Origin of the sequence: Lactobacillus sp. M0390 (assembly GCF_016102085.1) — a bacterium.
GTDB lineage: Bacteria > Bacillota > Bacilli > Lactobacillales > Lactobacillaceae > Lactobacillus > Lactobacillus apis.
Window position 1 is genome coordinate 319,493 of the sequence record NZ_JACFPH010000002.1, and the last position, 24,942, is coordinate 344,434.

A 24,942-nucleotide genomic window follows, 5' to 3' on the forward strand; every position below is an offset into this window, starting at 1 on the left:
TAATATTATCATTTTAATCAATTGATAAGTGTTAAAAAGCCTTTACAAATTACTTGAAAACTTTAATGTGTTTACGCAATTTTGCATGAAGAGGAATTAGCAATAAAACCATCATGAAAATGCAAATTGCAGCCGTAATAAAGAACGGAATGTAACCTGCATGATCAATCATCATCCCTCCAAATAGTGGGCCAAAGGCTTGACCAATTCCACGCGCAACACTAATTGCCCCCTGATACTTACCCTTACTTGTCATCGGTGACAAGTCATTGATGTATGCTGGAACAGCTGGAAACGCTGTGGCTTCTCCTAGCGTTAACACCACCATCGACAATGCAAAGTGGGCAAAGTCGTGGGCAAAAATAAGTGTCGCAAATGAAAGAGCGAACATTGTTGTCCCAAATATTATTTGCTGGAACAGGTTTTTAAATAGGCGCGGAAAACGAGCCAAAATAACCTGGACAGTCACAATAATTGCACCGTTAAGCGTCCACAGTAAACTGTATAAATGAAACGGAATTCCGAGTGAAACCATGTAAACCGATAGGTTTGATTCCCAGTTCATGTACATTAGCCAAGTTACTGCTAGTGAAATTAGAAAACCGATCATCAACATGACGTTGTACTTAGGCATTGGTTCAGTTTTAACTTTACCGCTTGCTCCCTTACTTTTAGCTTTGCGTTCTTTATGAAAGTTAATAATTGGCCGGTAGTGAATTGCCGCATTAACGCAGGCAATTGCAAATAATGAAGAAGCAAGTAAGAACAGGAACTCAATTGAGAAGTCATAGAGATAACCAACGAGCAAGGTTCCAGTAACCGTACCGACGTTCTGGGCAAAGTAAATCAAGTTGAACACATAGCGCCCAGGATATTTCTTAATACTGGTGGAAATGGAATTGATCATTGTTCCGTTCCAACCACTAACAAATCCTGTGATAATCAGCCAAATCCAATAGGCTGGCCAGCCATGAAAGAAAGCCATAAAAAACAGGACCACAGCATCAGTGCCTAGTCCAGCAACAATTAACGGATATGGATTGAAGCGGTCATACAAGCGCCCTGCGGTGAATGACCCCAAAACATTACTTGCACAGTTGCAGAAAAGTACAAGCCCGATAACTGAGAGGCTAATGTGCAATTGCTTATTTAAGTAAACTGAAGTAAGTGGCCAAACAAAACTTGAACCGATCCAGGTTGCCAGTTCCCCTAGCAATAACCAACGTAATTTAACTTCGGTTCCAGTATTTGATCCGTGTGTGAGTTTCATTTATTCAGTCCTTTCTCGTTTTTAATTTCCATTTAACAGTGTAGCAAGAAGTACGCTAAATTAACACCCTCAACTAATAGCTCAAAGTCCTAAAAATGTGGTGGTGAATAGAATTTAGGTACACATAAAAAAGAATGATTATCAGTTCAAACTGTAATCATCCTTAATTTAGTTTTCAAAAAATTGGCCTTTGTTTTCTTGGTAATATTTCTTATACCGGCCATTATAATTATGAAACATATATTTCATTAGTAGCCAACGCTTGAAGTTACGGTCCTTATCATAAAAGACGGTTGTGCCATAGCGACCTTCGTGAATTAATTCCTCGGCAAGCTGCTTAGCTTCATTGTCATGTGCATATTGCTTAAAGACTTTTACAGGTAGACCAAGCCATAGAACATGTTTGGACTTAAGCTTATTGCCGTAGACTGTTTCCTTGTCTTGCAAGCTGTCATAAACATAATCATCAACATACCACTTAGCTAAATTATAGCCGTTTAAGGTTACGTAAAAGCTTGAGCGGCCCTGACGCAAGTTAATTTCAAAGAACTTGTACTTGCCATCACGCGCATCATACTTGATGTCGAAGTTGGCCATCCCCGTGTAGTTAAGTTTTTCCAAGAAGGCCTCAACCTGTTCATACAACTTTTCATTATATTCAGGCAAAATTGCCATGTAGTTACCAATGGCTTGTGGAGTTGGGTCTTCTAAAAGTGGATGACCTAAGCACATCATCTTAACATGGTGATGACGGTCAACATACGCGTTAAGAACACGCATGTTGGAATCATCACCAGGGATAAAGTCTTGTGCAATTAAATCGGCCTGATAGCCATTGCCATAAATCTTGCCAACGATGTCACGCAATTCTGTTTCGTTATGAATTGTGAAGGCCTTTTTACGTCCTTCAAAGTGAACGTCAAGCCAAGAAACAGGATCTTCTGGTTTTAGTTCAATTGGATAGTCAAATGGCAATTCAAGGTAGTTTTCTGCCTTAAAATCAGCCATCGTAATAATCTTAGTCTTAGGGTAAGGCAAACCGCATTCTTCAGCGATTTGATAAAAGCCCTCTTTAGAAATTAATTTTTCTAACAGATCATATTCAATGTAAGGTACAACAAAGACATCAGATAATTCGTCTTTGTGCTTGGAAAGAAGTTCGGCGTAGCCGTCACCACAGGCAATTAGAATAACAGGTTCCTGATGATCCTGGTAGAGCTTTTTTTGCTCACGCATTACTTCAATAAAAGTTGGATCTTCACTAAATCCTGGATGAAGTTCAACACTGACAATTTTAGAATAACGGGTTGGAGCTAGCTGAGTATCCGCTAACGCTTTAACGCTAATTCCATAGGCTTCATTAAAGGATCTTGCCATCCCATATACGTTAATATCACTACCGAGTAATATAGGTGTAAAATCTTGACTCATTTAAAATTGCTCCTATTAAACTAGCTTTCCTTGTTCAATCAAGCTAGCCACTTCTGGTTGCACACGTTGATACTTAGAAACTGTTTCATCGTAATCAACAAAGAATAATTTGTACCAAACAAGGAACGTGTAAATTGTCCAGATTTGGCGACGATGTGAGCCATCGCCTTTGTAATTTTCATCAAGTAATTGCAAAATTTTGTCTTGCTCAAAAATGTCATTAACAAAATCTTCGCTGAACAAGTCACGCACTTGTTGATAAAAGCGTGGCTCTTGCAACCATTCTTTGATTGGGGTTGGGAAGCCTAACTTAGGACGCTTAGCCCATTCGTCTGGCAACACTTTTTCTGATGCCTTACGCAAAGCGTATTTAGTATCATGCTTGTTAACCAAGTAATCGGTTGGAATTGAGTTAGCACGTTCAGCAACCTTGCGGTCAAGGTATGGTACACGCAATTCGAGCGAATGAGCCATTGAAATTTTGTCGGCCTTTTGCTCAATATCGTTTAGCATGAAGTGGTGCAAATCGATGTATTGCATTTGACGAACGTTATCAAGATCTTTAACCTTTTCAAAGTCCTTTTGATAAATACCATTAACGGTTAATTTGTTGCGGTATGATGGCTTCAAAACGCCATTAGCGTCTTCTGAAGTGAAGATAGTTGGGTAATCCATGTCATAGATGACTGATTGACCAACGTAAAATTCGCTTGGTTCAGCCAAGTTGGTGTACATGTGAACCTTGCCAGGGAAGTTTGGCATCTTTTTGATTTTATGTGCCAATTTAACCCTTGTCTTCTTCGGTAACTTTTTACATTGAGAAGTGAAGACCTTAATGACGTTGTTATGCGTGTGCATCCCGTAGTTAACGTAGCCGGCAAATAATTCGTCGGCACCTTCACCAGATAAGGCAACCGTAACGTGCTTACGCGCCATCTTGCACAAGTACCAAAGAGGAATGATTGACGGATTAGCGTCGGGTTCATCCATGTGGTACTGCATTTCTGGGAAGTCATGCATTGCCTCGTCAGCTTTAACCTTGTCTGAATAGAAATTCCAGCCATTCATATCAGCTAAAGCCTTAGCCTTAGACGCTTCATCATAAGTTGCATCGTCAAAGGAAATTGAGAAGACATCATCAGGATTTAAGATGCTGGTAATGTAGCTGGAATCGACCCCTTCTGATAAGAAGGCGCCAACAGGAACATCTGCAATATGGTGCAACTTAACTGATTCATGCAAATCTTCGTCGATTTTATTAACCGTCTCTTCAAAACTAAGCGTGTTAGCCTTATATTCAGCGTCCCAGTATTGATGGGTTTTCATTTGACCGTCTTTATATTCAAACCAGTGGCCTGCCGGGAACCGCTTGATGCCCTTAAAGAAAGTTTCATCAAGGTCATTATATTGGTTCATCAAGTATGGTTTAACTGCCTCTGTATTAAGACGACGCTTAAAACCAGGGAACTGCAAGAAACTCTTGATTTCTGAGCCAATAATCAAGTGACCATTCTCATCGCTGTAGTAAAGTGGCTTGATACCAAAGAAATCACGGGCGCCATACAGCGTTTGAGTGTTATCATCCCAAATGGCAAACGCAAACATACCCCGGATACGCTTAAGTAAGCCATCCATGCCCCACTCTTCAAAACCGTGCAACAGAACTTCTGTGTCCGATTTAGTGGTAAATGTATGGCCTGCTTTAATCAATTCGTCTCTTAATGGCTGGAAGTTGTAAATTTCACCATTAAAGATAATTGCCTTTGTTTTGTCTTCATTGTAAATTGGTTGGCTACCGCCACGTAAATCAATGATTGATAATCTTCTAAAACCTAAAGCAACTTTATCGTTGGTGTAAAAACCATCTGAGTCAGGACCACGGTGCATGATCGCTGCCATCATTTTGCCAATAGCTGCTTGCTTATCATTTATTTCTGGATTATAAAATGCGACAATTCCGCACATAGATTTATCTTCCTTAATTAATCTTAGTTAGTAACCTGTTAGTTTTTAAGTTTAACTTTCACATTATAAGATAATGGCGGCCAAATTCCAAATTGTCCACCCATTTTACCTAAATGTAAAAGATTCTTCGCCTGCTGGCAGCCCCATAACCAAAGGCCTGGATTACGTGTCGATGCAAATCAATGTTTACAACGTACCCAGCAAATTCAGTTTGATGATCGATTTGACGATTCCAGTTCTTATTATATTTAGTCGTCAAAACATGGTTCGGTCCCATTAAAGCTGAGCAGTTAAACAAAATATACTGGATACCATTTATTCTGAACTGGTCTTCAACGTGACGGTGGCCACAGAAGTAGGCAATAATCCGGGCATTTTTCACATTAGTAAAATCAAAGTCATTTGCTAAGCGAAATTCTGGTGGGATACCGCTGCTTGAATGCATTTGCCCTTTTTCGCCCTGGTTAAAAGCCACTAGTAGTTCGTGAAGGGACCGGCCGTTGTACTTAAGCGCATTCGAGCCCTTGCGGTTAATCGGATTGCCATGGCTCATAAAGACAATGCTCTTATTGGATGATTGTTCTAAGATTTCAATGATTTCTTCCATCTGATCTTCTCTGACAGCCAAAGTGATTTTGGCATCGTAACGCTTTTGACCCTGAGCATTTAAAATGTAGGGCAAGTCAGTGGTGTTGACTGAAATGAAGCGGATATCATCGACATCATAGTAACAAACGCCGTGTTGGCGTGAAATATAGTGCACACCTGGTTGTGCATACATTGCCGGCCACATGATCTTTTCAAATTCATTCTCGGGGAATGATGCTTTTAAGTCGTGGTGCTCATCATACTTGTCGTTTTCGTCATGATTGCCTTTAATCATCAAGTACGGCACTTTGGTTGATTTAAACGAATCACGTAACTTAATTAGTTCGCTTTCGCCTAAGAAGCCCGTGTCAGAACCATCAATCCAGTCACCCAAATGCACCTTGAGATCAAGTAACCCAGAGTCATCAAGATAGGAAAATTCGTTAACATGAGTTAAACCATTCCAGCCGTAAAAATCCGTACTATTACTATCCTTATAGTGGGTATCAGTAATCACACTAACATTGACAGAATTTTTACCCTCATGCGTCCGCTCCTTGACACGTTTAATGAATTCATCAAGGTATTCTTCCACAATATAACGACGCCCCGTTTTGCGATTAACAAACGCACGGTATCGTTCTAATTCAGGACTAAATTCACGCACATATTCTGGCGCTAAGTTATCAGCACTTTCTAAACTGAGTGCCTGATGCAAAACATCATTTTCATCTTTATAAACGGTCAGATTATATGGCAGACCTTGGGGTGTATGTTGCGCTGTATCAACATGATATTCACCGACCGTCACATATTCCTGCATTGGATCAAGTGAATTTTTCCTTTTATTAAAAAGACGGCGCATTTTAGCCCCATTTTTCCGATCAAATAATCCCATTGAATACTTAAAAACATTCATTATTGTGCCTCAACCCAAAGAAAAAAGCCGGGCGGTCAGCCACAGCTTCAGAAACTACGCGTTATCTGCCAATGCGTGGGCTGCTAAGCCGATTGACAAAACTGCATCTTTAGACAATACTTCTTGTAACACTTTAGGTGCAATTACTTGAACAGCACCGATTACCTTTAAGCTGTAAGTAACCACGTGTAAATCAACTGACTCATTATAAAAATCGTCTTCATAGGGATTTTCATGATTATAAGTCAGATTAATTTTATTCTGATCAGCATAACCGTCAACATGGTTAGTTAAGATGCGGTCATGTAAATCAGTTAATTGCTCTGACAAGTTAATCAAAGTAAGCTTGTGGTCACTTTCAGTTTCATAGTATTGCTCTTGAGTCATGCCAAAATAGTCTTTAACTGGCTTGTGCAATACATGCAAATTATCAATCACACGATAAACGGCCTCAGCATCAAAGTCTGTTTCTTTATTTAAAATACTTTCTTGATTATCGGCCAAATTATCGGCCAGAGTCATTGTATCTAACTTTTCCATGATATCCTCCTAAAGTTCATTTTATATTATACCAAAAAAACTATTATTGCACTTTTTGTGAGCAAAAATTTTACCTTTCGTTAATGGGTTTTTTAAACCAGATTTTACTCACGCTAAATAAGGGCCAATAATATTTATTTAAAAAAGAAAAAACAACTTTTTACGTATCTAATATTGATAGCAAAAAATATTATTAAAGGAGACTAACGATGTCTGAACTTATCCGCTGCCCTTGGGGCACAAAAGACGACTCATTAATGCAGCAATATCATGACCACGAATGGGGCAAACTCAATCTTGATGAACAGTACCTATTTGAAATGTTAACTTTAGAGCTTTTTCAATCAGGTCTAAATTGGTCAATGATTCTGCATAAACGGGAAAACTTCCAAAGGGCTTTTAAAAACTTTGTACCGGTAGAAGTGGCAAAAATGACTGATGATGACATTGCACTTTTAATGCAAGACAGTTCAATTGTCCGTAACAAGATGAAAATCACGGCTACACTAAAAAATGCAAAGGCAATTCTAGCAGTTGATGCCAAAGAAGGCAGTTTTGCTCATTACTTGCAGCAGTTTGTCAAAACGCCAATTGTTCATCATGCGCAAACTGCCGAAGAAGTACCCAGCACCAGTAAAATCACCGCACAAATGGCCAAACAAATGAAGAAGGACGGCTTTTCTTTTGTTGGCCCGACTACACTGTACTCATTTTTACAGTCCGTTGGCTTAATCAACGATCACCTTGAAACTTGTTCATTTAAATATCAGGGTTAAACAAAAAGTTGGACTACTTCTTGAGTAGTCCAACTTTTTTAATTGGTTAAATCTTTTTGTTTTTAAACTAATTTTTTCCGAATCCAGCCGGAAATCCAGTCAATGACAATTACCATGATGATAATACCAAGCAGGATAATTCCTACCCGATTCCATTGCCGGTATTGTAAGGCAATAATTAGCGGATAGCCGATACCACCGGCACCAACTAGTCCAAGAACCGATGCCGAACGAATCGAAACATCAAATCGGTATAAAGTATTCGAAATCAAGGCTGGCAAGAGGTTCGGTAAAATCGAAAACATGACCACATTGGTTTTTGAGCCACCAGCAGCAGTAACTGCTTCGTTAGGACCATCTTCCAAGTTTTCAATTGCTTCGGAAAATAGTTTAGCAAGCATCCCAACCGAGTGGAAACCTAAGGCCAAAACACCGGCTGCTGAACCAGGGCCAACAGCCTTAATGAACATCAAGGCCAAAACAATTTCTGGAAATGACCGAATAATCGCCAAGACAATTTTACCAACCCGTGAGACATACCACTTTTTGTGTCTTGTATGTGCTGCCCAGAAGGCAAACGGTAAAGAGATAATTGCCGAAATAAAAGTTCCTAAAAAGGCAATGCAGACGGTGTCCCATAATTGTGAAACCAAATCCTCACCCGTGCCGTTATAAACATACGACCAATCTGGGTGGAAAATACCAGAAAAAATGGCACCTGCAATTTGACCCGCAGTCTGCTTAATTCCACCAAAATCAATGCCAGTGCATGACCAAACAATCAAAAGGACAGTTACGATTGCCAGTGCCCAATGCCCTATGCGTTTTTTCTGATCAACTGGCTTAGGAGGCAGTTTTTTCATTGAAGTATCCATTATTTCATCAACGCCTCCCTTGATTTAGAAGAAACATAGTCGATAAGAACTACGACTAAAATAATTGCAATGATAATTGTACCGGTCTTAGGGTAATCGAAGACCTGCAATGTTTCTTGCAAGTAAAGTCCAATACCACCGGCACCGATATACCCCAAGACAGTCGATGCACGAACGTTGATTTCAAATGCGTATAAACAGTATGAAATAAAGTAAGTCATAACCTGTGGCAAAACGGCAAACACAATAATTTGCAATTTGTTGGCGCCAACCGCAGTTAAGGCCTCAATTGGACCAGGATCAATTGTTTCGATTGCTTCATAGAACAACTTAACAACAATCCCAAACGTACAAATTGCTAAAGCTAAGATACCTGCAACAGGTCCAATACCAACGATTGCTACAAATATTGCACCTAAAAGCAAGTCAGGAACCGTTCTAATAATGTTCATAATAACTCTTAAGATGCCGGTCACTGCCTTATTTTTAACAATGTTGCGAGCAATCAACAACGAGTAAACAAAGGCAAGAATTGACCCGATTACTGTACCCAAGATTGCCATTTTGATGGTCTCAAGGATTAACGGAATAACCGCACCTAAGTATGACCAATTTGGATGCAACATTTGCAAAAAGATATCTGCAAATTGACCAAAGTTAGCAAAAAGTGCGCCTAAGCTGGTTTTGGTTACTTTAGTTGAAACAACCAAACCAACAACAAAGAGAATAATCCAGAATAAGTTCAAAATTTTGAACTTTTTCTTTGGCAATGTCATTAGAGTTTCTTCTTCAGTACTACTCATCTTGGTCACCACCGGAATAGATTTGATCAAATGTTTCTTTAGGCGTTTCACTCATTTTGCCATCGTAAATAATTTCACCAGCACGAACACCGATAACCCGTTTACCAAATTCTTGTGCTAATTCAACACTGTGTAAATTGATTACCACGGTCATGCCATGCTTTTCATTAAGCATCTTTAAGTCTTGCATCACACGACGTGAAGTCTGTGGGTCAAGTGAAGCAGTTGGCTCATCAGCCAGAATAATATCAGGGTCTTGCGTCAGCACCCGTGCGATTGCCACACGTTGTTGCTGTCCACCGGACAACTCATCAGCGCGTGTGTAAACCTTGTCTGCAAGGTCAACTTGTTGCAGTGCATCATAGGCGCGTTGCTTGTCTTCTTTAGTAAAGAGGTTGAGAGTACTCTTCCAGGTTGGGTAATAACCAACGCGACCCGTCAAAACATTGCGCAAAACGCTTGAACGTTTAACCAAGTTGAAGCTTTGGAAAATCATACCGATATTTCTACGCAACATCCGTAGTTCTTTTCCCTTAGCCTTGGTAATTGATTCACCATTAATTAGAATATCGCCTTCAGTAATATCAATTAACCGGTTAATTGAGCGCAAAAGTGTTGATTTACCAGCACCAGACAAGCCGACAATAACGACAAATTCACCCTTATTGATCGTTAAATTGATGTCCTTCAAACCAACAACATCTTTGCCATAGACCTTTTTAACGTTTTTTAATTCAATTACTGGCTTAACTGCAGAATCTGCCATTATAAACTTCCTTTATCTCTTATTTTTTAGTTGATGCGACAATTTTGTCATACTTACGAACAGTATCAAAGTCGCTGTCCTTACTTGGAACATATCCTTCGTGAGTATAAATGCTTTCGATGATTTTCTTACCCTTCTTTGATTTACCGATATCAATAAATGCATTTGCTAACTTCTTACGGAATGATTTAGACATGCTTGGAACAACGGAAATTGTGTCATTTGGAATTGGCTTAGTAAAGTAGATTGGCACAACTTGCTCCATAATCTTAGGGTTGTCTTTCTTCACGATTGTACGTGCATCTTCAAAGACAAATGCTGCATCAGTGTCACCGTTTAAAACATTCAAAACTGATTGATCCTGTCCTGTAACAGTAACTAATTTGCAGCTCTTCTTAACATCAAGACCTTTTTCCTTCAATTCAGCGATTGGGTAAACGTAACCAGCTGAAGAAGTTGGACTTTGGATAGAGATTGATTTACCCTTTAAGTCCTTCCATGACTTGATTCCTGAACCCTTTTTAACTAAAATTTCGGCACGGTAGAAATTAACTAAGTCCTTAGTTGGACGACCGCCAGGTTGCTTAACGCCGTATCTTTGTGCTTGTAGCAAGACATCAGCAGCGCCTTGCTTGTGTGCTAACACATAACCACTTGGTGGCAAGAAACCAACATCAACTTTCTTGGATTTCATCGCTTCGACAACTGTGTTGTAGTCAGTTGACATTGAAACGTGAACTGGAATGCCTAAGCGATCAGATAACATCTTTTCCAAAGGCTTTGCGCGTGACTCAAGTTCAGTAGCAGCTTGACTAGGAACAAACTGAACGTTCAATGACTTTGGTGTGCCATTGCTACTACTGTTATCGCTCTTGCTTTTACCAGAACATGCAGTAGCCATTAATGCAACTAACATAACGGCTGCACCAGCTAAAACTTTTTTAAATTTCTTCATCGTGCCCTCCCAGACATAAAAAAAGACCTAATCTAATTAACACGTAACGTGAATTATACTAAGTCTTTTGGTAATAACATTATTAATTAAGAAACGAACATTACCCTCTTTTTTAAGGGAACGAAAAGAGCTGCCAACAATGTCTTTGATGAATGCTGTACGCAATCCATACTTTTGCATGCCTCTAACTCCCCTTTCGACAGTCCGTAAATTATTCTTACAAATAATAGCAGAAATGTTTCCTTTAGAAAAGTAATTTAATCGGAAAACTTCGTTTGAGACCAAATTTGAGGTAAATGCGTTCCAAATAATAACTTAGTCTGGTTTATTTTTTAGTTGAGGCAACAATCTTGTTATACTCACGAATGATATCGTAATCACTGTCTTTAGCGTAAGTATATCCTTCTTGATTGTAGACACTTTCGATAATTTTCTTACCCTCTTTAGAATGAGCAATCGAAATGAATGCCTTAGCTAACTTCTTCTGGAAAGCTTTTGGCAAACTTGGAATAACCGAAATTGTGTCGTTTGGAATTCTTTGTGAGAAGTAAATTGGCACAACTTGCTCCATAATCTTAGGTTCGTCAGCCTTAACGTTGTTGCGGGCATCTTCGAAGACGAAGGCTGCATCAGTGTCACCATTAAGTACGTTTAGTACACCTTGGTCTGCACCCTTAACTGAAACAATCTTGCAGCTCTTAGTTACATCGAGTCCCTTTTTCTTCAATTCTGCTACTGGGAAAACATAACCGGAATCAGAAGTAACATCTTGAACAGAAATTGACTTACCCTTTAAGTCCTTCCAACTCTTAATTGATGAACCTTTTTTGACTAAAATTTCACTTCTGTATGAGCTAACCAGTTTCTTAGTTGCTACACCGCCCGGCTGTTTAATGCCATAGCGAACTGATTGCAAAAGCAAGTCAGCCGCACCTTGTTTATGAGCCAAAATGTATGCATCAGATGGTAAGAAACCAACTTCAACTTTCTTTGACTTCATTGCTTCTACTAAACCGTTATAGTCGGTTGACATTGAAACATGAACTGGAATGCCTAGACGTTTTGATAATAATTTTTCCATTGGTTTTGCACGAGCTTCGAGCTTGTTGGCACCAACACTAGGAACAAATTGGACATTCAGTGACTTTGGCGTACCATCACTTTTTGAAGTTGATTTACCACTTGAGCAGGCAGTTAAGCCGGCCGTTAAAAACAATAAGAAAAATGCTAACAGAAATTTCTTAACTTTTGACAATTTCATTTTTTACTCCTTAAAACTAACGATATTTCGACAATCTGTTTGTTAACAATTTTTTAGATGATTAATGCTTATTATTACTTCATCTTCTTTCACAAGTGGTAAAAACCCCAACAAAAAAGAGCACGATGTTTCCGACTACACCAAGCTCTGTTTGATATTGTTATTAGCAAAATGAACAAATACGTCTGCCATTGAAAAAAGTTGTAATTGCCCAAAAAATTCATTTGTTACATTCTTTGTTCTCATTTTTCGGCACCTTTCTCAAAAAGCAGCATTACGTTCGTTACAATAAAATAATATCATAAATATTCGCAATTTTATATAAAATTAGCGATAATATTTAAATTATCGTTTTAAAAATATAACAATCACGAACAAAGAGGTAGCGACTTTTTTACGATACAAAAAGGCATACACCAAGGTGTATGCCTTAAATTTTAAAATTCAAGATTATTTAAGTGGCTTATTATCAACGTCCGTACGTACAATAAGTACATCAGCCAATGCATGCTGGTTAACGTATTCTGTTACTGAACCCATTAACATTCTCTCAACCGCGTTAAGGCCAGTAGCTCCCATAATAATCAAATTATTATGATGATCTTTAATAAAGTCATAGGAAATAATAGCTTTCGGACTGCCATAGCGGATGTGGTAATCAAGATCATCAAAGCCTAGGTTGTCATGAGCCCAGGTTTTCAGACTCTTAAGGTACTTTTCTGCATCTTGTGTCATCTGATAAACGGTATCGCCCGTAATCAGTGTATCTTGCATTTCCCCTAAAAATTGCCTAGTATCAATGACATTTAGAACATCAACGTGGGCATTTTCAGTCATCGCAATTTTAACTGCTTTATCAAAGGATCTTTCAGCTGATTCTGAACCGTCAACTGGAACTAAAATTTTGTCTTGTTTCATACTTATGTCCTCACCCTTTAGAAATTCTTTCTAAGCTTATTTTAACATAGTTTTGCAAGCAGTTACTTTTTTTATAATTGTTTGGACATAGCTTTATTGTTAAAATGAATTTTATGTCAGAAAGTAAGGGTGGAGAATGCAATGACGATAAAATTAGAAAATCAATTACTTAACATCAAAAATGGTCGTAACTTTCGTGAGTTAGGCGGCTATCAAACTAAAGACGGCAAAACGATTAAGAAGCATAAATTAATCAGAACTGCTAACTTAGCATCACTTGACGAAAACGACCTCAAGTATTTACAAGATTACGGCGTGAAATACGTTGTTGACTTCAGAAGTAAAGATGAAGTTGAACGTGAACCAGATCGTGTCCCAGAAGGTGCAACTTATGATTTTGACCCTGTTTTCAGCGAGGACTTGACTGACTCTTCAAAAGGAATTGATGAGGTTTTAAGCCAAGATAACAAAGACCCTAAAGCTGGCTATAATCATATGTTTATCGCCTATGATGATATGATTAAAAGTGAATCAGCACAACGTGCTTATCGAAAATTCTTCGATGTCCTACTTGCAAACGATGAAGAAAACCGCAGTGTAATTTTTCACTGTACAGCCGGCAAAGATAGAACTGGTTTTGCAGCACTTTTGGCACTATCTGCCCTAGGCGTTCCGCTAGACACAATTAAGCAAGATTATCTGTTCACCAATGCTGCAACAACAGACTTTGTTAACAGTTTTCTTCAAAAAGCAAAAGATGAAGGCGCAAGCGATGCAAACCTAAGCAACATAAAAGACTTACAAACTGTGCATCCCGAATATATTGATCATGTTATTGAAACATTACAACAAAATTATGGTGGCGTTGAAAACTATTTACATGATATGATGAAATTAACTGATGAAGAGATCAGTAAGTTGCGTAAAATTTATCTGAATTAATATTAAAAAGGAGACACAAATGAACAAAGCAAAGACTGTTTACTTTGGTGCTGGCTGGTTCAACGAGAAGCAAAATAAAGCTTACCAAGATGCAATGAAAGCTTTAGAAGCTAACCCAACCATTGACCTTGAAAATAGCTATATCCCTCTCGACAACCAATACAAGGGAATCGATGTTGGCAAGCACCCAGAATACTTACATGACCGTGAATGGGCAACTGCAACCTACCGTGGTGATTTAACTGGTATTAAGGCAAGTGACATCATGATTGGTGTTTACTTACCTGAAGAAGAAGATGTTGGTCTTGGGATGGAACTTGGTTATGCAATGAGCCAAGGCAAGTACATTGTCTTAGTTATCCCTGACGAAGATTACGGTAAACCAATTAACTTAATGAGTTGGGGCGTTTGCGATAACGCAATTAAAATCAGCGAACTTAAGGACTTTGACTTCGACAAAGCACGTTTCAACTTCTACGATGGTGCTGTATATTAATATAAAAGTTTTATTAAAGTGCTTTATGATGGACAGATAGACATTCTGACTATTACGGAGCATTTTTTGTTATCCGCTTTTAGCGGACTTTTTGAACACATCGTGGTAAAATAACTATGAATAATTAATTTGATGATCCATCTGGATTCACACAAAAACGCTCTATCGGTCAAATAGAGCGTTTTTGCATGCTAATTACCAAGAGGGAAGGCAACTTTACTTCTTGATTTTCTTGCCATTTAGCCAATGTTTTTCAACTATGAAAACTAGCAGTTCCCTAGTTAGGTCAAGAAAAAATTGAGTAATTAATTTGATAATATCCATTGGATTCACCCCCTATCTATGTAAGATAGGCTGTTGCCCCCGTCTGTATTATAGCAAATACTAATTTATGATTGAGATGACAATTTAACTAATTTATTATTGTCATAAAAAGCTTATCAGCTTTAGTTTTCCTATAGAAGCTAGCTAGTATCGACTGGCATAGACTATCCAATAATACTAGCAACACAAAAAGCTCTATCGCTGAATAGAGCTTTTTATGTGCTAACTATAAAAATAAGGCAAATTTAAATCTTATTTTTGCAATAACAATTAATTAGCCTTGGCAAGATAATTTAAAATACTAAACATTGCTTCTTGGTTAGCATCAGGTATTGATTTACTAATAATCTGCTCTGCTGTTTGGTTTAAGACGGAGCCTTCAATGTACTGTGCATCATTTACTACAATTTCATTGATATTGTTTTGTTCAGGTTCCAAGTGAAACTGCAGTCCGACAGCTTTGTGACCTAAAACGAATCCTTGATTAGTCAAGTTTTCGTTAGAAAAAAGCACATCGGCTTCTTCAGGTATCTCAAACATTTCTTCATGCCAATGTAAAACAGTTAGTTCTTGTGGCAAATCACTAATCTTGTCTGACTTTAATTCAATTGGTGCCCAGCCTACTTCTTTTACCGGCGCCTTTACAATCTGGCAACCTAGTGTTTTGGCAATTTGCTGTGCACCGTAACAAACACCCAGGATAGGAACATCTTTATCTAGCAGTTCATTAATGAGTTGCCGTTCCTGCGCAATCCATGGTAAATCATCATTTGGACTCATTGGTCCGCCCAAAATAACTAAAAAGTCAGTTTGCTGTGCTGTTGGTAAGATACCAAATTGGTATGGATGATAGACATAAAAATCATGATGATGTTGTTTTGCCCAAGCTTCAATTGAGCCTGGTCCTTCATTTGGGGTATGTTGTAAAACATTGATAATCATTTTTTCTCCTACTAACATTAACTCTACTTTTTAATTATTAATAATATCAATCTATTAATATTATTTAAAACTATTTGTGTAATTTTAGTACCGTTAACTTTAATGAAAAGTGAGTACTAATCATGAATAAAAGAAAAAGCAGATTCGGGAAATCAAATATTTTCCTAACAAATAAAGCACCATGATTTTAAAACCATGGTGCTTTTATTTTTGAGCTTAAGCCTTGTAACGTGATTTACCGTTCAAATAAGTTTCGCTTAAAGTCATATCTGGGGTCAAAACAATGAAGTCCGCAGCCTTATCAGGTGCAATCGAACCACATTTATCCAGGACATTAGCGCTTTTAGCTGGAACATAAGATGCCATCATTATAGCTTCTTCAGGAGTTGCTGCATTCCAGTCAACAACATTTTTCACTGCTGTATTTAATTGTAAAATACTGCCGGCAAGATTATCGCCATCTTTTAAGCGAGCCATACCATCTTTAACATATACAGGTAATTCGCCAAGCATGTAGTCGCCATCAGGCATCATTCCTGCCTCCATACAGTCAGTGATCAAACAAATGTGCTCTGCACCCTTAACCTTAATTAACGTGCGTACCATTTCCTTCTTAACGTGGTGACCGTCACAGATTAATTCATCAGTCACATTGTGTAAGTCCATTGCTGCATTGGAAATTGAAGAATCATGATGTGATGGATCAGGCATTCCGTTGAAGGTATGGGTAAACATAGTTGCACCCGCTTCAACACATCTTTTAGCTTGATCATATGTAGCACTTGAGTGACCTAGTGATACAACAACGCCTTCTTTTGTCACTGTGCGAACAAATTCTTTAGCGCCTGCCCGTTCTGGAGCAAGTGAGATTTTATTTAGCAAACCTTCAGATTGGTCACGCCAGTCATTAAATTGCTTAATACTAGGGTCTAGTAAGTACTTAGGATTTTCTGCCCCAGCATGTTCAGCAGTAAAGTATGGTCCTTCGAAGTGTAAACCTTGGATTTTTGCACCAGTCTCTTCACCTTTATGTGCACCAAACATCTGACAAATTCTAGTCAAAGTAGCTTCATCAGCAGTATATGTCGTTGGTAACCAACTGGTAACACCAGAACGTAAAAAGCCTTCAGAAAGACGGTTGATCCCATCCCACTCACTTACCATTACATCTTCTTTTAGTGAACCGTGAACATGTGTATCAACTAATCCGGGAGCAATCCATTTACCAGTATATTCGACAATTTTACCTTCTGGCTTCTCATCTTCCGAGTAATAAAAGCCAAACTTGCCGTCATCTTGGATTTCTAGATAGCCGCCATCTTCCGTTACATTTTCAAGGAAAAATTTATCTGCGTGAATATAATAGGTCATAATTTTTGCCTTTCTTTTAAAACTTGTAAATTCGCTTTCAAAATCAATTTTAGACTAATAAACTGGTCATTACCAGATGAATTATAAATATAACGGAAAGTTTTCGATTTTTAGTTATAATAGGTGTAAGAAGACTTAACAGGAAGCAAAAATATGATACAAGAACCGCAAACAGATAAACATCAAATTGGAGCTTTAACAGGTGCAAGCAAGCGTGATAATTATTATGAATTGCACTTTGAAACAGGGGAAATTGCCCGCTTTTATATCTTGGCTGATGGTATTTTCCGTCTTTTACTTGATCCAAAGCAACAATTTAATGAAGAAAATTCCGCTTTTATTCATTTTGACCATTTTAATAACAGTGCTTTTGAGAAATCACGTGTCCGTGCAACAAATGATTCCTTAATTATTCATTCCGGTAATTATCAAATCATTTTTTGGCAAAAACCGGCTATCATGAGTATTTTTGATGAAACACTGCATGGCACCCGTATGGCTCAATCCAGTCCAATTGAAGTTGGCCCACAACAGACGACGGAATTTTTAGATCAAGATAAAAATGAATTCTACTTTGGTGGCGGCTTACAGAACGGCTATTTCAGTCATAAAGGTAGAAAAATCAAAATCAAACGCGACCATATTACTGGAAAAGGTGGCGTCATTAGTGAAGTTCCGTTTTTCTGGTCAAACAGAGGTTACGGTGAATTACGTAATACCAGACAAGCAGGAACTTATGATTTTGGCAAAACTGACTCTAAGATTACTACGATTAGTCACAAGGATCAGCTATTCGACAACTTCTATTTATTAGGTTCTACACCACAAGAAATACTCAGCAAGTTTTATCGCTTAACCGGTAAGCCTGCAATGTTGCCAAAATACGCACTAGGATTAGGGCATATCGGCAACTTCTGTACAACCATGTGGCAGCCAAGTAAGGCTGCCGTTCGTAACGCAACTAAAATTGACGGTGATTTTTACACACGGACCAAAAACGAAGAACTTGCATCCCATAAGGCTTCTCTCAACGGAGAAGAGAACTATCATTTCTCTGCGCGTGCAATGATTGACCGCTATCAAAAAGCCCACTTTAAGTTAAGTTGGTTTGTACCTAATTATAATGTCACAGCCGTAAATGATGCTTTAGCGTTTTTCAGTGATTATGCAGTTAATCAAGAAGTTGCTCCTGGTTTTTGGCACCAAGATGATCTTGCACTACCTGAAAAAACCGCTTTTGCCTTTACATCAGATGTTGATTTAATTGATTCGGATAAGGCTAAGTTGCAAAATCAGCTGCAAGATAAGCGCGCTATTGTTTTTAGTGATAATGGTTCTGTTGGCACACAAAAAGATGCCGCACTCATATATGGCGATGTTGGTGGCAATTGGGAAAACATTGCCACTCAAGTTGCCGGCCTTGTTGGTTCTAATTTATCAGGTCAGCCACTTGCTGGTGCAGCAGTAGACGGTACAGTTGGTGGTGGTAACGCCCAAATTACTGTACGTGATTTTGAGTGGAAGGCATTCACGCCTCTACTATTCAATCTTGATGATCAAGGACAATACAGCAAAACACCGTTTGCTTATAATCGTAAAATTACGGATATTAATCACTCATACTTACAATTGCACCAACGCCTGCAAAGTTACCTTTATACTCTCAACGCCCAAGCAAGACTAGGCCAGCCAATTGTGCGTCCCTTATTTATCGATTTCCCTGAAGAGCGCACCAATTATACTGAGATGTTTAGTAGCGAGTTCATGCTCGGCGATAACCTGTTAATTGCACCAATTACCAGCGGGCGCGAAAATGAACAAGGTGATTCACTTAAGGACAATCTTTACTTACCGGGCAAGCAAACAATGTGGATTGACCTATTCACTGGCCAAAAGTACGCCGGTGGTCGGGTTTACAATAATCTTTTATATCCAACCTGGCACCTACCTGTTTTTGTCCGTGGTGGCAGTATCTTCAACTTTGGCAAGCGAGATTATGTCATTTATCCACAAGGTACTAGTCATGGTGTGACCTATGATGATAATGGCACAGTTGATTTTGAAAGTAATCACAGCCAGACAAGAATCACTAGTTCGTTTGACGAAGAAAAATTGGTTGTCACAGTTGAGCCTACTGAAGGCCAATATCCTGGGCTAGAAAGTGACCAGCCAACTGCTTTAACTTTGATGTGCGACGCTTATCCTGAAAATGTTGAAGTTAGGGTTAATGATCAAATCGTACCCCTTCAGGTATACGGCACACTCGATGCGTTTGATCACGCAAGTGAAGGAATTTTTTACAATACTAACTATAGTTTGTCTGAATTCTCGCAGTATCATCTGCCAAAACAAACTGCGCTTCAAATCAAGTTAGCAAATCATCCGGTCGCTACTACAAAAATTGAAGTTACCATCCGTGATTTCTCATACAGTAGTGAAGTTTTGGGACACGAAATCACAAGTGGCGTTTTACCTTCGCCTAAACTGCCGTCAGTTGCTTCAAGCAAAATTTCAGCCCATTCATTCGAATTAGCGTGGACTCATCCTGCCAAAGTACAAGTTGAAATTAACAATCTTCTCTACGAAGGAATCGAAGGCACTAGCTTTACGTTCCACGAATTGCTTCCTAACACACGCTACATCATTCGGATGCGTTACGTAATTGGCAATAAAGTTTCTGAATGGTCCGATCTTTTTGGTGTAATTACTAAACACGCTGCAGAAGACTATGCCATCCAAGAAATTTCTGTTGCAAGCAATTTTACCAGCAAAGCTAATCATCCACTTGATTACCTAACAGACCTAAAGCTGGCTAGCGAGTGGCAAACAAGTGAACCAGTAAGCCCTGAACATCCCTTAGAATTGACTTTCAAATTTAGCGACGTTGAAAAATTAAGTCGCATGGCCTTTGTTCCACGCAACATTGATCATGAAGGTGACCCAACCGAAATTAGTCTGGCAGTTTCAACTGATAACGAAAACTACCATGTGTATGCAGACCATGTAGCCTGGAAAGCAGACAGTAAAAATAAGGTAATTGGTTTGCGTGATGTGCGCGCCAAATCAGTTCGCTTAACTGTTTATCGCTCTTCCGGTCCGATGGTTGCAGCACGCGAAATAATTTTCTATCGTGCTAAAAGATAATTAATAAAATATAGTTCTAAAAAAGCAACAAACTAGCAAATCTGTTAGTTTGTTGCTTTTTACGTTATTCAAAATGATCCCTTTTAATTGCCCGATAGATTGAAATCACTAAGACTAAAACCGCACAAAGCATTGCGACATATGCCATCGGCCCAATGCTAATCGCTGCTTTTGCTTGCTCATTAGCCATCCGGTTTTCCATTGCATATTCTACAATCCACTTACTGAGTAAATGTGGTGTTAAAACAAAGCTGACCGTTGCAACGATTGAAGCAACTAGCGCAGTGTTACGGGAATATGGCTCTCTAAAAAACTGTGCTAAAACACAAAAAGCAGGTGCAATCATCAATAATAAAACCCACATAATAATCAACCGACCAGCACCACTATTCATCATTTGTGCGCTATTGGTTGCATAGCGGTATTTACCCCAAAGCTGACCCCCGGTGAAAGTATTGAGCAAACTTAACAAGTACGAACCTTGTTGACCATAAACTCCACCACGGTTAGACAAAATGCCCTGAATCACTTGTAAGCCATCGGTTGAACCAGCGGCCGGAAAGTTAACCGTCACCACTTTTTTCATATAAGTAGCTAGAAACATCAAGACCGAGCCACCAAATTGAAGTGCTCGTAACATGTTCAATTTACGTGAAGCCTTCATTTTAAACTCAAGGCTGAGGACACGGTCGGGATGATGACTGTGACCGATAATAAAAATTCCCACACCAACAATGATTGCTAGAATTGCCAGTAGCCACCATAACTTAGCCATTACAAAGAAAATAGCCAAAACAACTATTGCTACAGCAACATAAGGCCGGTCTGAAAAAATTTCCCAGAAATTTAGTTTTAAATGACGATATTCAGTACGTGTTGTCGAAGCAGTATCCTGTTCAGACAACTTGTTTTCAGCGGACCGATTAGGCACTTCTTGCTGTTCACCCGCATATTTTTTACGGTACTCACGTCTTGTCATGTGTGAATCCTGACTCATACAACACCTCTTCCTTTCAGAAACAATATCCTAGCACGTTTTTAATTCGAGGTTGCGCTTTTTTATAAATTTTTAGCAATTTTATTGTGCTAGAATAAAAAAAGATGTTGTTTTTTTGAAAATTTTAAAAAGAAAGATGAGGATATTTTGAAAAGTTCAGATCAATTACCCGACGGATGGCATAAAGCCTTTTATACCCTATGGTTAGGTTGTTTTATTACCGGTATGGGGTATTCCATGACAATGCCCTTCATTTCGCTTTTCATCGCTGATTTAGGGCATTACAGTAAGTTTCAAATCAGTATGTACTCCGGTCTTGCATTTGCAATGACCTTTATTGCCCAGGCAATAGTGTCACCTTATTGGGGAAACCTTGCTGACCGTAAGGGGCGTAAACTCATGTGTATGAGAGCTTCTGGCGTCATGGCCTTAACTATTACGGCAACCGGATTTGCACCAAACGCGATTTATATCATTGTGATGAGATTCATTCAAGGCGCTTTTTCCGGTTATATTAACAACGCAACAGCACTTATTGCTGGCGAAACACCGCATAGAAAAAGTGGTTGGGTAATGAGCCAGATGATGACAGCAGGGACTGCTGGCAACCTTGTCGGCCCACTACTTGGTGGTGTGTTATCAAACTTTTTTGGTAACTGGCTTGGCGGTGCTTGGGGTTATCGTATTCCTTTCTTCATTACTGGTTTTTTAATGGTACTAGTTTTTCTTGGTTCAACCTTCCTAGTACAAGAGAAATTTACCCCAATTTCGCGTGAAGAAATGAAGCCAATGAAGGAAATTATTCATACCCTGCCTAACGTTAAATTGATTTTTGCAATGTTCATCACTACCCTATTAGTGCAAGCTGCCAACATGTCGATTGACCCGATTGTTTCGCTATACGTTAAATCGATGATGCCAAACAGTAAGAATATTGCCTTCGTTGCCGGAATAGTAGCTGCTACTCCGGGCCTTGGAACTTTACTTGCGGCCTCAAAAATCGGTCATAAAATGGATGAAATTGGCCCGCTAAAAATTTTACGTCTTGGCTTAATCCTTGGTGCAATTCTATTTGTACCAATGGCTTTAACTAATTCTCCTTGGGCACTTGCAGGGTTACGTTTTCTACTCGGTATTGCCAGTGCCGCAATGCTTCCTGCAGCTCAAACTGTATTGACACTTAATACGCCAGCAGAAAGTTTTGGTCGAATCTTCAGTTACAACCAATCGTTCCAAGCTGTCGGTTCCGTTTTTGGTTCATTAATGGGATCAACTATTTCAGGTTTGTTTAATTATGCAACCGTCTTTTGGACGACTGGCTTTACCCTATTAATCAATTTTATGCTCATTATCTTTTTCAGTTTAAAGAAAAACACTAGCAAGTAAAACGCTAACCAGAAATTCCTGGTTAGCGTTTTTATTATTCATTTTATTTTGCAGCTGGTTTTGCTTTTGTTTTATTCATTACAACGATAGTAACTACAAAAGTTAAAAGACTCAGTATTAATAAACCTAGCACAGCATAGTTAACATGGGTAGCAGCCGACAAAGTTGTAAAGGCAGTTGTCATTAATGGGCTAACAACTAGTAAAACCGTGTTTATTAGGCCAACCGATGATGCCAGAATTTTACGGTCAACTGTAGTAACTAGCCATTGCGTTAATTTGGGACCAGCAATTCCGGCAAAGAAACCCATTAAACAATAAGTAATCAGGCAACAAATTAATTGTTTGCCCATAATTGAAATACAGACAAAGGTAGCTGCAACGTTTGCAAGTAAGACAACCAAATAAAGGGAAGTATTTTTAAATAATCTAGTTCCAGCAATACTGCCTAAAGCTGCTCCAACGCCTGCCATTGCGCCAACTAGAGCAATTGTAAAACTATATGTACCGATTAGCATTGTTTGACGATTACCAGCTATCACGATTGACAATAGAGGCTCAATCGTACTTAAAACGCCATTCAGTAAGGCAATAACTAAAACTGTGGTCAAAAGTCCACCGGCCTTTTTTACTTGTTTTAAAGCTAAAGCCATTGTTGCCCAGTAGCTTCTGTCGTCTACTTCTTGGACTTTATCTTGTGCTGTATCCTTGTGCTGCTTCCGCGAAATGCTAAGATAAATCAAACCTGCTACGATAAATGTTAGTCCATTAATAACAGCTAGCACAGAATAGGACATAAATAGTAGCAACCCTGAACCAATAAATTGACTAATCAGTGTAATTACTTGCGACACTCCGGTAGTAAAACCCTCGGCTTCACCAACTTCATCTTCTTTAACTAAATCAACAATTAAAGGAGTGCTTAGTCCACTTGAATATGTTCCAAGGGTATCTGAAATAAAGTTAATCACAATTACAGTCATTACCAAGTTCCAGCCAGCAATATTTTGACTAAACAGGAAACCAACCAATAAATAGAGCGCTCCTCTAATCATTGCCAGCCAAACAATCTTAGAAAATTTATTGTTTGTGCGGTCTGCAAAATAACCGCCAAAGCTGGATAAAAGGCGTGGAATAGACTCAGAAATTGCAATTAACGACAATGCAAGTGAGTAATTTTTTAACCGACTGGCATAGGTCATTAAAGCTAAATAAAATAGAATGTCTCCCGCACTTGATAAGATGCTGGCAATCGAAAACTTGCGGTATTCTTTATTTCTTAAAAAAACAATCATCTTTTCACTCCTAAATATACTTCTTTACAATTATTATATTTGAGTTAGAATTTTAAATTAAAAAGTGTCATATATGAAACAATATTTTTAAGGATATACTAAAAATGACTATCGGCAATTTACTTAAAGAGTATCGAATTAAGGCTGGTAAAACACAGCGTTCATGGATTGGCGAGATTATCAGTCCGTCCTTTTATTCAAAAGTTGAAAAGGGCTTAAGCCGTATTTCAGCGGAAGATTTAATTGAATTATTAAGACGAAATCATGTTAATCTTGCGTCTTTTTTTGATGAAATTGATTACCAAACCAAATCAAATGATGCACTAGAAAAAGAAATAATTAATCAAATCACTGATGCTTATTATGATTGCGACCTTAAACACCTAAAAGAAATTAAACGAACAATTATTAATAGTACTTTTGCAGATAAAGATGAGCTTTTGCTGCGTGTTGATTCAGTGTTAGCAATAATAGAACAAACAACTGAAAAGCTAAGTGCAAAAGAAAAGAACGAATTAAAAAGCAAATTCTTTAATGCCGAAAATTTCGATAGAGATACAATAACCATTTTTTTGAACTTTATGTACTTTTATGATTTTGATAGCGATTTGGTGATTACTAAGAAAATTTTTCGCCAATTTAAAAATAGTAATGCCGAGGACACTCAATTCATTGTTTTAGGCATTTTAATTAATATGATTGAAATGTGCATAAGCGAGAACAAGTATACTGATGCTTGGGAACTAATTGAGATGTCCAAGCAGGTTCCAACTAAACCAATTACTTGTTTCAGCAAAATGCTCTTATTGATTTTAGAAAATCTGCTTAAGTATCACGATGAACCAAAGCAAGTCTACATCGATAATTGCCAAAAAGAAGTTGAACAACTTTCTCTAATTGGTATGACCGAGCTTAGCAAAAGCTGTCAAAGAATGATTGATGAAAACACCAAGATGACAAATTAGTGTATGTGCTTTTA

22 protein-coding genes are annotated in these 24,942 nt (G+C 38.4%); 6 read left to right on the forward strand and 16 right to left on the reverse strand.

Annotation, left to right across the window (positions count from 1 at the left end; all coding sequences use genetic code 11):
• Window positions 1–49 precede the first annotated feature (49 nt).
• From H3R25_RS05560 to H3R25_RS05580, 5 genes are all read right to left on the reverse strand, one after another.
• Window positions 50–1,270, reverse strand: a complete 1,221-nt coding sequence (locus H3R25_RS05560; RefSeq protein WP_198194531.1) for an MFS transporter — start codon at window positions 1,268–1,270, stop codon at window positions 50–52.
• A gap of 168 nt (window positions 1,271–1,438) precedes the next feature.
• Entirely contained in the window at window positions 1,439–2,701 is a 1,263-nt protein-coding gene (locus H3R25_RS05565) for a carboxylate--amine ligase (protein ID WP_187158286.1), read from the reverse strand.
• 15 nt (window positions 2,702–2,716) lie between these two features.
• Window positions 2,717–4,666, reverse strand: a complete 1,950-nt coding sequence (gene asnB, locus H3R25_RS05570; RefSeq protein ID WP_122036173.1) for an asparagine synthase (glutamine-hydrolyzing) — start codon at window positions 4,664–4,666, stop codon at window positions 2,717–2,719.
• 109 nt (window positions 4,667–4,775) lie between these two features.
• Window positions 4,776–6,173 (reverse strand): metallophosphoesterase, encoded by a 1,398-nt coding sequence (locus tag H3R25_RS05575; RefSeq protein ID WP_046307853.1) that lies wholly within the window; start codon window positions 6,171–6,173, stop codon window positions 4,776–4,778.
• Window positions 6,174–6,227: 54 nt separating this feature from the next.
• The gene (locus H3R25_RS05580; RefSeq protein ID WP_046307854.1) at window positions 6,228–6,713 is read right to left on the reverse strand and encodes a hypothetical protein; all 486 of its coding nucleotides are present in this window, start codon (window positions 6,711–6,713) and stop codon (window positions 6,228–6,230) included.
• A gap of 209 nt (window positions 6,714–6,922) precedes the next feature.
• Between H3R25_RS05580 and H3R25_RS05585 the strand changes: the two genes are divergently transcribed.
• Complete coding sequence (locus H3R25_RS05585; protein ID WP_198194532.1) at window positions 6,923–7,489, forward strand: DNA-3-methyladenine glycosylase I; 567 nt, start codon at window positions 6,923–6,925, stop codon at window positions 7,487–7,489.
• A 62-nt stretch (window positions 7,490–7,551) separates the two neighbouring features.
• Here H3R25_RS05585 and phnE (H3R25_RS05590) read toward each other — a convergent pair whose 3' ends face one another.
• From phnE (H3R25_RS05590) to H3R25_RS05620, 7 genes are all read right to left on the reverse strand, one after another.
• Window positions 7,552–8,364 (reverse strand): phosphonate ABC transporter, permease protein PhnE, encoded by an 813-nt coding sequence (gene phnE / locus H3R25_RS05590; protein WP_198194533.1) that lies wholly within the window; start codon window positions 8,362–8,364, stop codon window positions 7,552–7,554.
• Window positions 8,364–9,167 carry a phosphonate ABC transporter, permease protein PhnE gene (gene phnE, locus H3R25_RS05595; protein WP_046307861.1) on the reverse strand — a complete coding sequence of 268 codons (804 nt, stop codon included), beginning with the start codon at window positions 9,165–9,167 and terminating at the stop codon, window positions 8,364–8,366. The genes phnE (H3R25_RS05590) and phnE (H3R25_RS05595) overlap by 1 nt, the downstream gene beginning before the upstream one ends.
• Window positions 9,160–9,933, reverse strand: a complete 774-nt coding sequence (gene phnC, locus H3R25_RS05600; protein ID WP_046307862.1) for a phosphonate ABC transporter ATP-binding protein — start codon at window positions 9,931–9,933, stop codon at window positions 9,160–9,162. Before phnC ends, phnE (H3R25_RS05595) begins: the two co-directional genes overlap by 8 nt.
• A 19-nt stretch (window positions 9,934–9,952) precedes the next feature.
• Window positions 9,953–10,888 (reverse strand): phosphate/phosphite/phosphonate ABC transporter substrate-binding protein, encoded by a 936-nt coding sequence (locus H3R25_RS05605; protein WP_198194534.1) that lies wholly within the window; start codon window positions 10,886–10,888, stop codon window positions 9,953–9,955.
• 36 nt (window positions 10,889–10,924) lie between these two features.
• Entirely contained in the window at window positions 10,925–11,068 is a 144-nt protein-coding gene (locus H3R25_RS05610; RefSeq protein ID WP_158593031.1) for a hypothetical protein, read from the reverse strand.
• A 145-nt stretch (window positions 11,069–11,213) separates the two neighbouring features.
• Complete coding sequence (locus H3R25_RS05615) at window positions 11,214–12,143, reverse strand: phosphate/phosphite/phosphonate ABC transporter substrate-binding protein (protein WP_370567441.1); 930 nt, start codon at window positions 12,141–12,143, stop codon at window positions 11,214–11,216.
• 456 nt (window positions 12,144–12,599) lie between these two features.
• Window positions 12,600–13,067 carry a universal stress protein gene (locus H3R25_RS05620; protein ID WP_046307865.1) on the reverse strand — a complete coding sequence of 156 codons (468 nt, stop codon included), beginning with the start codon at window positions 13,065–13,067 and terminating at the stop codon, window positions 12,600–12,602.
• Window positions 13,068–13,208: 141 nt separating this feature from the next.
• Here H3R25_RS05620 and H3R25_RS05625 point away from each other — a divergent pair, with 141 nt between their 5' ends.
• Both H3R25_RS05625 and H3R25_RS05630 read left to right on the forward strand, forming a co-directional pair.
• Window positions 13,209–14,009, forward strand: coding sequence for a tyrosine-protein phosphatase (locus H3R25_RS05625; RefSeq protein ID WP_074425930.1), 801 nt, complete (start codon window positions 13,209–13,211; stop codon window positions 14,007–14,009).
• 19 nt (window positions 14,010–14,028) lie between these two features.
• On the forward strand, window positions 14,029–14,505 hold the full coding sequence (locus H3R25_RS05630) for a nucleoside 2-deoxyribosyltransferase (protein ID WP_074425931.1): 477 nt from the start codon (window positions 14,029–14,031) through the stop codon (window positions 14,503–14,505).
• Between the two features lie 594 nt (window positions 14,506–15,099).
• On the opposite strand, the gene H3R25_RS05635 is transcribed toward H3R25_RS05630, so the two are convergent.
• Together H3R25_RS05635 and nagA are read right to left on the reverse strand one after the other, a co-directional pair.
• Window positions 15,100–15,771 carry a type 1 glutamine amidotransferase gene (locus H3R25_RS05635; RefSeq protein ID WP_198194536.1) on the reverse strand — a complete coding sequence of 224 codons (672 nt, stop codon included), beginning with the start codon at window positions 15,769–15,771 and terminating at the stop codon, window positions 15,100–15,102.
• Between the two features lie 216 nt (window positions 15,772–15,987).
• On the reverse strand, window positions 15,988–17,142 hold the full coding sequence (gene nagA, locus H3R25_RS05640) for an N-acetylglucosamine-6-phosphate deacetylase (RefSeq protein ID WP_198194537.1): 1,155 nt from the start codon (window positions 17,140–17,142) through the stop codon (window positions 15,988–15,990).
• Between the two features lie 153 nt (window positions 17,143–17,295).
• Here nagA and H3R25_RS05645 point away from each other — a divergent pair, with 153 nt between their 5' ends.
• Complete coding sequence (locus H3R25_RS05645; protein ID WP_232354567.1) at window positions 17,296–20,286, forward strand: TIM-barrel domain-containing protein; 2,991 nt, start codon at window positions 17,296–17,298, stop codon at window positions 20,284–20,286.
• Window positions 20,287–20,350: 64 nt separating this feature from the next.
• Here H3R25_RS05645 and H3R25_RS05650 read toward each other — a convergent pair whose 3' ends face one another.
• Window positions 20,351–21,283, reverse strand: coding sequence for a cytochrome C5 (locus H3R25_RS05650; protein WP_198194538.1), 933 nt, complete (start codon window positions 21,281–21,283; stop codon window positions 20,351–20,353).
• Window positions 21,284–21,430: 147 nt separating this feature from the next.
• Between H3R25_RS05650 and H3R25_RS05655 the strand changes: the two genes are divergently transcribed.
• Window positions 21,431–22,669, forward strand: coding sequence for an MFS transporter (locus tag H3R25_RS05655; protein ID WP_255527097.1), 1,239 nt, complete (start codon window positions 21,431–21,433; stop codon window positions 22,667–22,669).
• A gap of 43 nt (window positions 22,670–22,712) precedes the next feature.
• On the opposite strand, the gene H3R25_RS05660 is transcribed toward H3R25_RS05655, so the two are convergent.
• Window positions 22,713–23,963 (reverse strand): MFS transporter, encoded by a 1,251-nt coding sequence (locus H3R25_RS05660; RefSeq protein WP_198194539.1) that lies wholly within the window; start codon window positions 23,961–23,963, stop codon window positions 22,713–22,715.
• Between the two features lie 104 nt (window positions 23,964–24,067).
• Between H3R25_RS05660 and H3R25_RS05665 the strand changes: the two genes are divergently transcribed.
• Entirely contained in the window at window positions 24,068–24,928 is an 861-nt protein-coding gene (locus H3R25_RS05665) for a helix-turn-helix domain-containing protein (protein ID WP_198187992.1), read from the forward strand.
• The last annotated feature ends 14 nt before the right edge of the window (window positions 24,929–24,942 follow it).

What these genes read in the sequence shown, in the direction of transcription:
- H3R25_RS05560 (WP_198194531.1), bottom strand. Translation starts at nt 1,270, where the DNA reads ATGAAACTCACACACGGATCAAATACTGGAACCGAAGTTAAATTACGT.
- H3R25_RS05635 (WP_198194536.1), bottom strand. Translation starts at nt 15,771, where the DNA reads ATGATTATCAATGTTTTACAACATACCCCAAATGAAGGACCAGGCTCA.
- H3R25_RS05660 (WP_198194539.1), bottom strand. Translation starts at nt 23,963, where the DNA reads ATGATTGTTTTTTTAAGAAATAAAGAATACCGCAAGTTTTCGATTGCC.
- asnB (WP_122036173.1), bottom strand. Translation starts at nt 4,666, where the DNA reads ATGTGCGGAATTGTCGCATTTTATAATCCAGAAATAAATGATAAGCAA.
- phnE (WP_046307861.1), bottom strand. Translation starts at nt 9,167, where the DNA reads ATGAGTAGTACTGAAGAAGAAACTCTAATGACATTGCCAAAGAAAAAG.
- H3R25_RS05620 (WP_046307865.1), bottom strand. Translation starts at nt 13,067, where the DNA reads ATGAAACAAGACAAAATTTTAGTTCCAGTTGACGGTTCAGAATCAGCT.
- H3R25_RS05665 (WP_198187992.1), top strand. Translation starts at nt 24,068, where the DNA reads ATGACTATCGGCAATTTACTTAAAGAGTATCGAATTAAGGCTGGTAAA.
- H3R25_RS05580 (WP_046307854.1), bottom strand. Translation starts at nt 6,713, where the DNA reads ATGGAAAAGTTAGATACAATGACTCTGGCCGATAATTTGGCCGATAAT.
- H3R25_RS05630 (WP_074425931.1), top strand. Translation starts at nt 14,029, where the DNA reads ATGAACAAAGCAAAGACTGTTTACTTTGGTGCTGGCTGGTTCAACGAG.
- H3R25_RS05610 (WP_158593031.1), bottom strand. Translation starts at nt 11,068, where the DNA reads ATGCAAAAGTATGGATTGCGTACAGCATTCATCAAAGACATTGTTGGC.
- phnC (WP_046307862.1), bottom strand. Translation starts at nt 9,933, where the DNA reads ATGGCAGATTCTGCAGTTAAGCCAGTAATTGAATTAAAAAACGTTAAA.
- H3R25_RS05645 (WP_232354567.1), top strand. Translation starts at nt 17,296, where the DNA reads ATGATACAAGAACCGCAAACAGATAAACATCAAATTGGAGCTTTAACA.
- H3R25_RS05625 (WP_074425930.1), top strand. Translation starts at nt 13,209, where the DNA reads ATGACGATAAAATTAGAAAATCAATTACTTAACATCAAAAATGGTCGT.
- phnE (WP_198194533.1), bottom strand. Translation starts at nt 8,364, where the DNA reads ATGGATACTTCAATGAAAAAACTGCCTCCTAAGCCAGTTGATCAGAAA.
- H3R25_RS05565 (WP_187158286.1), bottom strand. Translation starts at nt 2,701, where the DNA reads ATGAGTCAAGATTTTACACCTATATTACTCGGTAGTGATATTAACGTA.
- H3R25_RS05650 (WP_198194538.1), bottom strand. Translation starts at nt 21,283, where the DNA reads ATGAGTCAGGATTCACACATGACAAGACGTGAGTACCGTAAAAAATAT.
- H3R25_RS05585 (WP_198194532.1), top strand. Translation starts at nt 6,923, where the DNA reads ATGTCTGAACTTATCCGCTGCCCTTGGGGCACAAAAGACGACTCATTA.
- H3R25_RS05575 (WP_046307853.1), bottom strand. Translation starts at nt 6,173, where the DNA reads ATGAATGTTTTTAAGTATTCAATGGGATTATTTGATCGGAAAAATGGG.
- H3R25_RS05605 (WP_198194534.1), bottom strand. Translation starts at nt 10,888, where the DNA reads ATGAAGAAATTTAAAAAAGTTTTAGCTGGTGCAGCCGTTATGTTAGTT.
- nagA (WP_198194537.1), bottom strand. Translation starts at nt 17,142, where the DNA reads ATGACCTATTATATTCACGCAGATAAATTTTTCCTTGAAAATGTAACG.